This window comes from Chitinophaga sancti (assembly GCF_034424315.1).
Lineage (GTDB): Bacteria > Bacteroidota > Bacteroidia > Chitinophagales > Chitinophagaceae > Chitinophaga > Chitinophaga sancti.
In genome coordinates, this window is record NZ_CP139972.1 from 3,420,728 (window position 1) to 3,434,090 (window position 13,363).

At 44.5% G+C, this 13,363-nt stretch carries 9 protein-coding genes; 4 read left to right on the forward strand and 5 right to left on the reverse strand.

What is annotated here, in order from left to right:
* Positions 1 to 335 precede the first annotated feature (335 nt).
* The gene (locus tag U0033_RS13065; protein WP_072365485.1) at positions 336 to 1,313 is read right to left on the reverse strand and encodes a glycoside hydrolase family 43 protein; all 978 of its coding nucleotides are present in this window, start codon (positions 1,311 to 1,313) and stop codon (positions 336 to 338) included.
* 157 nt (positions 1,314 to 1,470) lie between these two features.
* Between U0033_RS13065 and U0033_RS13070 the strand changes: the two genes are divergently transcribed.
* The 4 genes from U0033_RS13070 to U0033_RS13085 all read left to right on the forward strand — a co-directional run bounded on the left by U0033_RS13070 (position 1,471) and on the right by U0033_RS13085 (position 8,588).
* Entirely contained in the window at positions 1,471 to 2,022 is a 552-nt protein-coding gene (locus U0033_RS13070) for an RNA polymerase sigma factor (RefSeq protein WP_072365483.1), read from the forward strand.
* A 160-nt stretch (positions 2,023 to 2,182) separates the two neighbouring features.
* Positions 2,183 to 3,358, forward strand: a complete 1,176-nt coding sequence (locus U0033_RS13075) for a FecR family protein (protein ID WP_072365481.1) — start codon at positions 2,183 to 2,185, stop codon at positions 3,356 to 3,358.
* A gap of 318 nt (positions 3,359 to 3,676) precedes the next feature.
* Positions 3,677 to 6,970, forward strand: a complete 3,294-nt coding sequence (locus tag U0033_RS13080; protein WP_083571871.1) for a SusC/RagA family TonB-linked outer membrane protein — start codon at positions 3,677 to 3,679, stop codon at positions 6,968 to 6,970.
* Between the two features lie 22 nt (positions 6,971 to 6,992).
* A complete protein-coding gene (locus tag U0033_RS13085) occupies positions 6,993 to 8,588 on the forward strand; it encodes a RagB/SusD family nutrient uptake outer membrane protein (RefSeq protein ID WP_072365478.1) in 1,596 nt (531 codons plus the stop codon).
* 66 nt (positions 8,589 to 8,654) lie between these two features.
* Here U0033_RS13085 and U0033_RS13090 read toward each other — a convergent pair whose 3' ends face one another.
* The 4 genes from U0033_RS13090 to U0033_RS13105 form a co-directional block, all read right to left on the reverse strand.
* Complete coding sequence (locus U0033_RS13090) at positions 8,655 to 10,103, reverse strand: glycoside hydrolase family 30 protein (RefSeq protein WP_072365476.1); 1,449 nt, start codon at positions 10,101 to 10,103, stop codon at positions 8,655 to 8,657.
* A 35-nt stretch (positions 10,104 to 10,138) separates the two neighbouring features.
* Positions 10,139 to 11,572: a glycoside hydrolase family 30 protein gene (locus U0033_RS13095; RefSeq protein WP_072365475.1), complete on the reverse strand. Its 1,434-nt coding sequence runs from the start codon at positions 11,570 to 11,572 to the stop codon at positions 10,139 to 10,141.
* Positions 11,569 to 12,420: a glycoside hydrolase family 16 protein gene (locus U0033_RS13100; protein WP_072365473.1), complete on the reverse strand. Its 852-nt coding sequence runs from the start codon at positions 12,418 to 12,420 to the stop codon at positions 11,569 to 11,571. The genes U0033_RS13095 and U0033_RS13100 overlap by 4 nt, the downstream gene beginning before the upstream one ends.
* A 107-nt stretch (positions 12,421 to 12,527) precedes the next feature.
* On the reverse strand, positions 12,528 to 13,358 hold the full coding sequence (locus tag U0033_RS13105) for a hypothetical protein (RefSeq protein WP_072365471.1): 831 nt from the start codon (positions 13,356 to 13,358) through the stop codon (positions 12,528 to 12,530).
* Positions 13,359 to 13,363 lie beyond the last annotated feature (5 nt).

The following is a 13,363-nucleotide window of genomic DNA, read 5'->3' on the forward strand; positions in this document are numbered from 1 at the left end:
GTTATGATTTCACTTCCAAAGTACAGAAATTTTAACATTTCGTACAATCACCAAGAAGTTGTACATAATTATCACCATTTGCGCGGTTAAACAAATACTATTTTACCAAGTTCTGACTTAATGTGAACCGTTTTAGCAAAATGGGGTATTATTACTTGTTTTTTTTGGCTTCACGCCTTAAAAAATTCCAAAAAATGGAAGTCCGTGTAACGAAAAGGGGATACAAAAAGTACCCCCTTTTTTATAGTGTAACTCTTTGTAAACGTTTACTTTGAAATATTAACAACAAAGTATTGGCAATGTTTACTGAGTATTACAATTCCTTTCACACGATGTTATTTTATCTTATCTTCTTTTACACCTTCTTTCGTAATCTTTACAGGCAGAATATATCCTTTATCGTCAAAATGCATTTCGTCAATACAGGTTACGCGGTTATTTGCTGCGGTTTCAGTAAGCGGGCGACGATGGTAAACAATATACCATCTATCTGTACCAGGCACATTGATCACAGAGTGATGACCTGCACTGGTAGCAATGGCCGGATCTGACTGTAAGATCTTACCTATACGCTGCCATGGGCCCATCGGGCTATCGGCAATTGCGTAAGCTACACTATAGTCCGGGCTGCCCCAGCCACCTTCAGACCACATAAAATAGTATTTACCATTGCGGATAAACATGAATGGTCCTTCTACGTATCCTTTAGGTGTGATCTCTTTGTAGGTCTGGCCATCGGCAAATGGTTCGATGCCTGTGAAATCGGATTTTAAGCGGGCAATATTGCAATGCTGCCAGCCACCATATATAATATAGTACTGACCATCCTTGTCGTGAAATACGAATTGATCAATGGGTTGAGCGCCATTGTAGAACTTGTCGATGAGCGGTTTGCCCAGGTAGTCTTTGTATGGGCCACCTGGTTTGCTGGCGACAGCTACCCCAATACCCCCTTTTTCATTATTGTTCTGGATATCGTTTGCTGCAAAAAAGAAGAAATATTTGCCGTCTTTTTTGACAATGGCTGGTGCCCACATGGCGCGGTTTGCCCATTTTACATTTGATGAATCCAGTACTTTCGGATGTTTCTTCCAGTTGACCAGGTCTTTGGACGAAAAGGCGTCGAAGAAAACCTGTTTTTCATATTTGTCAGAATAGGTAGGGAAGATCCAGTATTCTTTGCCGAATACTACAGCTTCCGGGTCGGCATACCAGCCCTGGGCGATTGGGTTGCCGGATGTTAGCTTTTTTTGAGCAAATAGAGGATTGCCGAGGGCGATGGCCCCGAGTAATAACGTGATTGCCTTTCTCATAGTGAGTTGATTCCTGTTTAAAATAAAACACAATATAGAGATAATGGCCGATCACATTTTGTAGATTTTGATCAATGCCGGAAAAATAAATATTTAGGCATATACCGGGTAAGTTCCTAATTTTAGCGAGGAATTACAGCATTCAAACGATTGAATTTTGCAAAATTCATTCTTACCGGAGGAACGGGATCTATTACAGCAGATAGGAGAAGGAAGCCAGTCTGCTTATACACTTGTATTCAATGCGTATAGTAAACAGGTGTTTGATGTGGCCATGGTTTATCTTAAAGACAATCTGGCGGCACGGGAAGTCGTGCAGGAAGTTTTCTTAAAAATATGGCTGAAGAGGGAGTTATTGTCCGAAGTGCTGGATTTTTCCGACTATTTATTTATCCTGACCCGGAACCATGTATTTGACGGCTTTAAAAAACAGGCCGTACGCATGAAAGCCTATGAACAATTGTATACCCAACAGGTGGAAGTGGTAAATGATACGGACTACCGGGTCAAAGACAGGGAATATGCGGGGATTGTGGAAAAAGCGATTGCCGCCCTGCCCCCGGAGCGGAAAAAAGTGTATATAGCCCGGAAAGAGGGCTTTAGTAATGAAGAGATCTCCAATAAATTCAATATATCCATCCATACCGTGAAGAAACAGATGCAGATTGCCGTGCAGACTGTCAGGAATTTTGTCAAGAAAAGTATTTAAGCCAAAACGCGCTACTACCTTAGGCAGTAGCGCGTTTTAGCTTAGAGGACCAGACCTGCGGCCGGCTTCAAAACCCGTTTAAGTTGCTAATCAGAAAAAAAAGTTAAATTTTTTTCCCTATTGAATACTCCTTTTATTCTCCAACCTCGTCTTTACCATTATGACAGCAGAAGAATTAACACTCTTGCTTGATAAGTATAAGCAGAACTACATCACATCAGATGAAAAAAATCGCCTGTTCGACGCTATTAATAGTGGCGAACACGATGAACTGCTGCATGCCGACATTCTTCAATCTCTCCGGGGCGAGGTTCCTTCCGCCGGCTGGGAAGATGAAGACCATAGTGCGATACTCAATGCCATCTTTCAGGCGGATGAACCTGAAACATTGACTGTTGTCAGCAACAAACGCCGTTTCTTCCTGTATGCCGCGGCCGCTGTTATAACCGGTATCATATTGACTACCAGTCTATTACACAAGAAAGATCCGGTAAAGGCCCCTACCCTTGCCAAAAAGCAGGTACTGGCACCCGGCTCCAACAAAGCCATGCTGACCCTTGCCGATGGTACCCAGATTCCGCTGGACAGTGCTGCAAACGGCGCCCTGGCTCAACAGGGAAATACCCGGATCAGCAATGCGAATGGTCAGCTCAGTTACCAGGCAAACGGTAGTAGTGCGGTAATGTACAATACCGTTACCACTCCGCATGGAGGTCAATACCAGCTTACTCTTGCTGACGGTAGCAGGGTATGGCTGAATGCTGCCAGCAGCATCCGTTTTCCAACTGCATTTACCGGAAAGGAAAGACAGGTAAGTATTACAGGCGAAGCATATTTCGAAATTGCCCAGCAGCCTAACCACCCGTTCTTCGTACAGGTAAATGCTGCTGATAAAGATCTGACTGTAAAAGTACTGGGCACAAGTTTCAATATCATGGCCTATGCCGATGAAAAAGCTGTAAAAACCGCCCTGGTAGACGGTGCTGTACAGGTAGAACACGGCAACCAGAAAAGTATACTGAAACCTGGACTGGAAGCTAGCCTGACAGACAACAACTTTGCCATTGCGCAAGCTGACCTGGAACAGACCCTTGCCTGGAAAGATGGCAAGTTCCGCTTCAGGAGTACCAATATCAAAACCATTATGCGTCAGCTATCCAGGTGGTATGATATGGATGTAGCCTACAATGGTGATGTATCCGACATTGATCTGACCGGAGTGATCTCCCGCAGGGAAGATGCCGGTAAGCTGCTCAAGGCACTGGAAGCTACACAAAGAGTTCATTTTGAGGTAAATGGCCACAATGTGACCGTTTCACCTGCCACCTTGCACTAAAAACAATCCCGGTAAAGGGGGGATATATATTTTGTAATAATTAAAACGATTCCGTTATGACCACGTAGAGACTATTGTTATTAAGTGAACAACTAAGGAAGGTAACCACGATTGTAAATGACGCTGCCACGTCTGATATAAAAAAACCGGGCCCGACTGCCATCGGAACCCGGCAACATGGCTACCAATTTCTCTTTGACTCAAGAAAAATTTGATTTACTAAAAAAGCCAGGAAACAAAAGTATGGAACTATGCGCTTCATGCAAAACTTACTCCCATGGCGGAGGAAGTTTTTTGCACAGAAAATTGTTGTTAGTTATGAAATTAACTGCCATTTTAACGCTGGTATTTACACTCCAGCTATCTGCTAAAACCTATTCCCAAACTGTCAGCATCTCCGGAAGACACCTCTCGCTCTATGAAGTGTTCAATACGATCAGCAAGCAGACAGGCTATGAATTTGTATACGATGCCAAATTGCTGGACAGCAAAGGGGCTGTAAATATCAATGCCCAGGGCCAAAACCTCAGCGAGGTGCTGGACAAATGCCTGAATGACAAAGCATTGACTTATTCTATTATGGACAAGATCATTGTGATCAGTCCTAAAAAGGCTCCCAGGGAAGTCGCTCCCGCTCCCATTGCTGCAACTCCTGTCACTGGTACTGTTACTGACTCTGCTGGCCATCCGTTACAGAATGTAAGCATCCAGGTAAAAGGTACTTCCAGGGGTGCGATGACTGATGCAAGCGGTCACTTCTCTCTGGATGTTCAGCCTACTGACGTTCTGGTTATCAGCTACATTGGTTTTGATAAACAGGAAGTTACAATTGGCGCTAACACCAACCTGAATATCAGGCTGGCAGAAAGCAACAAACAGCTGGGTACTGTGGTAGTTACTGCATTGGGTATCAAACGTTCTGAAAAATCCATTACTTATGCCGCCCAGCAGGTAAGTGGTGTGGAACTGACCAAGGCCAAAGATCCTAACCTGATGAATACCCTGAATGGTAAAGTAGCTGGTCTGACTATTTCCAGCAGCTCTTCAGGTGTGGGTGGTTCTGCGAAAGTGATCCTGCGTGGTTCTAAATCAGGTCTGAATACCAACCAGGCGCTCTATGTAATTGATGGTATGCCAATGAACAATACCCTTACCAATCAGCCCAACAGTTCATATGGTGGTAGCACTGCTTATGATGGTGGTGATCCTATCTCCAACATGAACCCTGAGGATATTGAGAGCATCTCTATCCTGAAAGGTGCTTCTGCAGCTGCGTTGTATGGTAGCCAGGGTGCAAATGGTGTGGTACTGATCACTACCAAGAGTGGTAAGGCTGGTCGTACAACCATCAGCTATGCATCCGGTTTTACACTGAGCCAGGCTGCTTACAAACCTGAATTCCAGAACTCCTATGGTGTATCAAGGACAGGTAGCACCCAGAGCTGGGGGGATAAACTGACTACCAAGGCACATAATAACCTGGACGACTTTTTCCAGACCGGTACCAACGCTACCAATGCTATCAGCCTGGCAGGCGGTACTGAAAAAACACAGACTTATTTCTCTTATGCCAATACAAGTGCAAGAGGTATTCAGCCTACCAATAAACTGGGTCGTAACAATATCAGTTTTAAAGAAACAGGTAAATTCCTGAATGACAAGCTGACTGCTGAAGCAGATGTAAACTACATCACCCAGAAGATTGATAATACACCGCTCTCAGGTTTGTATTTTAATCCGCTGACAGGTTTATACCTCTACCCTCGTGGCACTGACCTGTCTCAGTACAAAAGTGACTTTGAAATATCCGATGCGAGCAGAAATGGATTGATGGTTCAGAAATGGCCTTTCCATGAAGACGTGCAACAAAACCCATGGTGGATTCTTAACCGTAATCCAAACAAGCTGAATAGAAATCGTCTGCTGCTGAATGCCAGCCTGAAATATGAAATCAACAAATACCTGAGCATCCAGGCAAGGGGAAGTGTTGACAGGATGAATGACGTTTATGATCAGAAATTATATGCGGATAACAATTCTTATTTAGCTCCTCTCAATGGTGGTTATGTATACCAAAACCTCACCACGAATCAACAATATGGCGACCTGTTACTGAACTTTAATGTGCCTTTTGGAAAAGAATGGCGTGTGACAGGTGTAGTAGGCGGTGCTATCCGTGATTTAAAAAATTCAGGTGAGAAATTCAACTCCGGTAAAGAAGGCCTGCATATTGCCAACGTGTTCACGCTGAACAACTTCACTGCAATGAATTCAGTGAATTCAGGCACATTGCCGGACAATCACAGCCAGTACCAGTCAGTTTTCGGAAGTGCAAATATCTCTTTCAAGGACTGGTTCTACGTGGATCTGACAGCGCGTAATGATTGGTCATCCAACCTTGCATTTACACCTACTTTATCATATTTCTACCCTTCAGTCGGTCTTAATGTCATCCTGAGTTCTGTCACCAGGTTACCTGAGTGGGTAAGCTTCGCCAAAGTGCGCGGCTCCTATGCGCAGGTAGGTAGTTCTCCGCAGACTTATCAATCTTACCCTGCCCGGAATTCCCTGGGTGCAGAAGGATCCATTATTGGTAATACCATCGCTCCTTTCACTGACCTGAAACCAGAGAAAACAAACTCCCTGGAATTCGGTACTGAATGGCGTTTCTTCAACAACAGACTGAGCGTAGATGCGACCTACTATAAAACAAATACCAAGAACCAGACGATGCTGATTGCTGCATCCTGGGCTTCTTACTATGATTATTATTATATCAATGCTGGTAACATTCAAAACCAGGGTGTGGAAGCAGTGGTTCGCTACGATGTGTTCCGCGATAGTAAACTCACCTGGAATACAGGTCTGAACTTTGCCACCAACCAAAACAGGATCATAGAACTTGCGCCTGGGGTGGATGACTTCACCCTCACCGGTGCTTCCGGTTCTAACTACTCATCTAAATTCAGGGTAGGTGGTTCATTTGGTGATATCTATGGTAACGTACTGAAGAAAGATGCACAAGGCAGGATCGTCATCAATAGTGATGGTGCGCCTACCAAACAAGATGGTGGAATGGTGAAAATTGGTAATTCTAATACTAAATTCCAACTGGGCTGGAACAATAACCTGGGTTATAAGCACTTCACACTCTCTATGCTGATTGATGGTAAATTCGGTGGTAAAGTAATGTCTGTTACCCAGTCTATGATGGACCAGTATGGTGTATCCAAAGTAAGCGGAGATGCAAGAGATGCCGGTGGTGTAAAAATCAATGGTGTTGATGGAAGTGGAAATGCTGTTACCAGTATTGATGCACAGAAATGGTATACTACTATAGGTGGTCGTGAAGCCATTTCCGGCGAATACATGTATAATGCAACTACCGTACGTCTTCGTGAGGTAGCACTGGGTTATACCGTACCTTTGAAAGATATATTTATCAAGGCACTGAAATTCTCACTGACCGGACGTAACCTGATTTACTTCTATAAGAAAGCACCATTTGATCCTGAGTTGACGATGTCTACTGCCAATGGACTGTCTGGTGTAGATATTTTCATGCAGCCTGCATTACGCAGCTATGGTCTGAGTCTGAATGCAACTTTCTAACAGTAAAAACTGAACGAAACAAATGAAACCTTACTATATTATCATTGCAGTACTGCTACTAGGTGCTACTGCCTGTACTAAGAACTTTGAGAAATACAATACGGATAATACGGGTATCTCTACTGGTCAGCTGAAACCTGATTACAATGACGTAGGTATTTACCTGTTGCAGGCTGAACGTTCTATCATCAACTTTTCTGGTGGTGGCGACCCTAACTCTTACCAGGTACAGCAGAACCTGAATGCGGATATCTTTTCAGGATACTTTATGTCTCCTAACCCATTCAATGGTGGTTTGAACAATTCCAACTATTTTATGATGACAGGATGGAACGGGGAAGCGATGAAAGTTGGGTACCTGAATATCATGTCTCCTATTTCCAAACTGCGTGCTAACCGTACTGATACCGCATATCCTGCTGTATGGGCGGTGGCACAGATTATTCAGATTGCAGGTATGAGCCGTGTGACGGACATTTATGGTCCTATTCCATACAGCAAGGCGGGTGCTTCAAAATCCGATATACCTTATGACAGCCAGGAAGAAATTTACAAACGCTTTTTCCTGGAACTGGACACAGCAACTGCCAACCTGCAGAACTTCATTAACAAAGGCGAGACATTACCTTTCTCTTTTGCCAACTTTGACATGGTGTACAGTGGTGACTTCACCAAATGGTTACAATTTGCAAACTCCCTTCGTTTGCGTTTAGCCCTGCATATTGTAAAAGCAGATGAAGCTACTGCAAAGGCCCAGGCGGAGAAAGCACTGAATCCTGCCAATGGAGGTGTGATCACTGCTAATAGTGGTAATATGGCTGTACGGGTAGGTGGTAGCTTTACCAACCCACTGGTTTATATTGACAGGAACTGGGCAGATACCCGCATAGGAGCTGACATAGCCTGTTACCTGAATGGATACAATGACCCGAGAATCAGTGCTTACCTGGGTAAGTCTACGGATAAAACTATTACTTCCCAGTACATTGGTATTCGCTCAGGTGCGGTGACCGGTTCTAATATCAAAGATGATTATATCGGTTATTCTGCGCTGGGTTCAGCATTTTCACTGACCACACCTATACAGATTATGACTGCTGCAGAAGTGTACTTCCTGCAGGCAGAAGTTGCACTGCGTGGTTGGGCAAATGCAGGTGGTAGTGCACAGGAAATGTATAACCAGGGTGTAACAACCTCTATGAACCAGTGGAATGTAGCCATTGGTAATTACCTGAGTGATGCAACGAGCACGCCAGCTGCTTATGTAGATCCTAAATTCCCGGCGAATGATAAGGCCGCACAATCTGCTATTACGATTAAATGGGATGATGCTGCGTTGTTTGATGTGAAGATGGAACGCCTGATCACACAGAAGTGGATTGCGATGTTCCCTGAGGGCCAGGAAGCATGGACAGAACATAGGAGAACAGGCTATCCTAAGCTATTCCCTGTAGCGCATAACCAGAGTGGTGGCGTGGTGAAGGATGATGAAGGCGTAAGACGCCTGCCTTATCCACAGCAGGAATATAATACGAATGCGACTGAGTTGAAAAAAGGCATTTCATTGTTAGGCGATGCTGATAATGCAGCAACACGCGTATGGTGGGATAAGAAATAGGTCATGTGATGTTTTAACAGAAAAAGCCCCGTCTCGGTTGAGGCGGGGCTTTTATTTTGGATTAATTTAGTTAACGACTAACGTTTCAATAGAGTGCGGTAAGCTCTTTACATCTGCAGCATTCCCTTTGATCCATAGCTTATAACTCAGCTCTTTATCACTGGTGTTCAACACTACTACCACTATCTTACCATCTTTATTTACAAAGGCGGTTGTCTGCAGGTCAGTTCTGTTAGAAGAAGCGATGATACGCTTTGCACCAGGACGAATAAATTTAGAGAAATGTCCTAAATAATAATAAGAATTTGTATAGATCAGTTCACCCGTTTTAGAATCTGCATGCACAGGGGCAAAACAGAGGTTACCCAGGTGGTTAGGACCGCCTTTCTCATCCAGCAGGATATTCCAGTCAGTCCAGGCAACTGTACCACTATTGAAATCATTCAATATGGATGTACCATAACGTTCTCCCAGTGCCCAGTCATTTACCTTATCCAGCTTAAAAGACTCAACACAACCTTCTGTGAAGATGAGGTTCTTATCAGGAAAAGCTTCTTTTACTTTACGAACGTTATCAAACTCCATGCTGCTACCGGTCCATGTTTCATACCAGTGATAGCCAATACCCCATACATACTTTGCAGCAGCAGGGTCTTCGAGGATTGTGCTGGCACGTTGATAGATCTGGTCACGGTTATGATCCCATGCAATGAGTTTCTTTGTACTTAAACCCGCACGCTGTAAGGTGGGGCCTAAATAACGCTTGATGAAATCCCTTTCTTCTTCAGCAGTAAAGTTGCAGGACTCCCAGGTCTGTTTTGCCATTGGTTCATTCTGCACGCTCAGCCCCCATACAGGAATACCGAGAGATTCATATGTCCTGATGAACTTAACATAATAGTTTGCCCATGCCTGGTAGTAACGGGGCAGGAGTTTACCGCCCTGTAGCATGCTACCATTATCTTTCATAAATGCCGGAGGGCTCCATGGACTTGCAAACAGTGTAAGCTTACCACCGGCAGCTGCGATAGCGGCTTTGATGAAAGGAACGCGATAAGTCATATCATGCTTTACGCTGAATGTCTTTAACGCACTATCACCTTCTTCAATGTAGGTATAGCTTTCGCTGGAAAAATCACAGCTATGAATATTAGTACGGGCCAGTGTATAGCCGATACCATTTACAGGATCAAAATAAGCTTTTAATAACTCTGCCTGCTTTTCCTTCGGGAGTTTTGCAAACACTTCTGCAGCAGCATCTGTGAGTGCGCCACCAATACCAGTCATGGTCTGGAAGGATTTTGCAGGGTCTACAAAGATGCAGACTTCTGTTTCATATGGTTGTTTTGAAGGAGAAAATGATAACTTATCCGTTGCTGCTATTCTTAAAGTTGTCTTCGCGGCAGTCGTGTAAACGGTCACTGTTTTGCGGGAAAGGCTATCTCCCGTAACAGGCCCTTTTGCATAACCAGCGTAAGATGCCAGCAACAGCCCTGCCAAAATTGCTCTTTTCATTGATTTAATTATTACCAGTTTTAAACGTGTTTACCTTACCAGATATACGTACCTACGGCACCGTTTGTCAGCGTGGGCGTAACAACTTTGCCGTTGAACTGGATGTTAAATGATTGAGTAGTGCCGGCATTATTGATCACAATTAATACTCTTTTCCCATCAGGCGTTTTGAACGCCACATTGTCAAGCTGGCTGGTAACATTGGTAGCAATCCTTATGGAACCGGGCTTTACGAACTTAGCGGCGTGTGCTATAATATAATAAGCTACATTCCTCGTAACGTCTGAACTGATGGTGAGTGCACCCATACAGGTACTGCAACCGCCATCCGTATGTGGGTTATAGGAAGGGTCTGAGGCAAGATTCCATTCCAGCACATTGCGGCTCCAGTTGCGGGTGGCACCGATAATAAGATTGGTGATATGCCATTGCAGGTTAGAAGCAAAATCGCCAGGCGCGCCTACCCATTGTTCTGTAAAGTATACGTTTTTATCCGGGAACGCGTCGTGAAGCTGGCCTAAGTTACTGATACTGCCGCCATACAGGTGAAAGGCAGAACCATCTACATATTGTTTAGCATCAGCATCCTGCAGGACTGCAGCCGGGTAATCTGGTCTGTCAGCATTATGATCGTAGCAGATAATCTTCGTTGTAATACCAGCTGATTTAAATGCAGGGCCTAAGGCTGTTTTAATAAAGGTGGCCTGTTCTGTTGCCTGCATCACCATACTTGGATTATTACCTCCATGTAAAGGTTCATTTTGCGGCGTGATGGCATCGATAACAATACCTTCTGCCTTCATCGCCTGGATATATTTTACAAAGTACTGCGCGTAGGTAGCGTAATATTCAGGTTTGAGACTACCTCCTACAAAGCTGCCATTGTCTTTCATCCATACAGGAGCGGACCAGGGAGAGCCGAGGATCTTTATTTTCGGTGAAATGGCCACGATCCTTTTTAGCACCTGCATCAGGTCGGATTGTTGCTGACCGATACTGAAATGGTCCAGGTTCACGTCAGTCTGACCGGCAGGGATATCATCGTAGGTATAAGGCGTGGCACTCAGATCGGAGGCACCGATACTTACGCGGAGATAGCTAACGCCAATGGATGTACTGTCTGTACCAAAGAGTTCTTTGAGCAGGGCATCCTGGGTGGCAGACGGTAGTTTATTAATCAATGTAGCACTACCATCGGTGAGGCAATAACCAAAACCATCTATGCTTTGGTATTGGGAGCCCTCATCTACTTTGATGGTTGGGAATACATTGACAGTATCTTTAAAAAGCAGGCTCACCTTTTGTTTTGTGAGCAATACAGTTTTATCTGCTTTGGTCAGCCAGAAAGTAACGTCTGTTGGTAAATCGCCTGCAGGCGGTGGAGTGATGATTGTAGTCGTATCATTGCTACCTCCCTTACAACTGGCAAAGCAGCAGAACAGGGAAAAGAATAAGTGGTTTAGTCTCATTTGTTTTTCATTTTATATACCCGCACATAATCGACTTCCATAGCTGTAGGGAAGATGGTGTCATCTACGCCTTGTGCACCGCCCCAGTCACCACCTACGGCGAGGTTGAGGAGAAGGTGGAAGCGTTTGTCAAATGGCCATACCGTGTAGCCCTTTGCTTCGTTTACAAACTGGAATACCAGGATATCGTCGATATACCCTCTGAGGGCATAAGGAGTCCAGTCCAGCCTGTAAAGATGGAATTCGGAGCTGACATTATCAACTCTTCTCGTAGTTGTTTTCTGCGTATTTATTTTGAAATAATAAGCTTCTGTGTGAGCGCTGATGTGCACATTGCCAGGGTCATAGCCTACATGCTCCATGATGTCGATCTCGCCGGATTTAGGCCAGTCGCCATATGCCCAGTCTGTAGATAACATCCAGATAGCAGGCCAGGTGCCTTTGCCGACAGGAAGTTTTGCTTTGATTTCAAAGCGGCCGTAGAGCCAGTCACCTTTGTTGGTGGTGACCATCCTGGCGGAGGTGTAGTTCCTGTTTTCTTTGGTTTCTTTCCTGGCGGTGATGCTCAGTACACCGTTTGCCACGCTGGCATTGTCGGTGCTATTGGTATAATATTCCAGTTCATTATTTCCCCAGCCGCTGCCTCCCAGGTCATAGCCCCATTTAGAAACATCGGGGGCACCTGTATAGTCAAATTCATCTGCCCAGACAGGGGTGGTTTCGAAAGTCCAACCGCTATCGATGGGTGTTCTTGGTATAACAGGGCCTGTAGAGGTGGTGTCGGTTTTGCCTTTGCCGGAACAGGAGGTGAAGATGAGCAGGAGAAAAGGGAGATATTTTGCGAGCATAAGCGTGGATTAAATTACCCCCGAATGATTGACTCCTTTGGTGTCAATCATTCGGGGGCTGCGGGTTTTCATTTGCGGTTGGCAACTGGAAACCCGCAGATTAACAATTATTGTTCTTCCAGGAATTGAATATTAGACAGCGTCATGCCACCAGTACCCAATGTACCGCCGGAGCTACCACCTTTAATGACAACCCATACTGTGTCAGATTTTGGAAATGTCATACTTCCATTCTGTCCTACCCCTTTACCATCACAACCTTTTTCAGCGATATTATAATCAAATGGGATTGTACCGCAACCATTCCAGGTGTTCACAGCAATATACTTTGTACCACCATAGTCTTTACCCTGTACAGGAGCAATGGTATCACAATACATTTCCAGCCAGCTGTTGGTCGCACCGTTCCCCTTCACGTTTGCAGAAAGGATGTAAGGAGTATTACCTTTTACCATTACCATTTGGTAGATAGCGCCATTGGTATTACCGGTATTGGAAAAATTGATGGTACCGTTTGTATTGGTAATCGTTGTTTGTGTACCCCCTGTATTCAGGATTGTCCAGTCTGTCGTATTCAGAATATCCTTTTTAGGAGCATCCTTGGCAATCGTAATTTTCTGTGAAGTAGTGGCATAACCACCATTTGTAAATACTGTCAGCTGCACAATATATTCTCCTGCGTAAGAAAAATGCAGTGTATCAAATTCCCCGCTGGAAGTAGTAGATTTCTCACCATTGCTGACCTTCCAGTTCCAGATAAAACCACCTTTTGTTGTAGAATTCACCACTACCCTATTTGGATTTGTAGTAAGCGGTGTAGCGGTGAAAGAAGCGGTAGGAACAGAACCCAGCTCCTTTGTGGATGATTCCGGCGTACAGGCCGGTATAGTGCAGGCCAGCATAGCTGACACTGCCAAAGTACCTATATAATGTTTCATTTAAA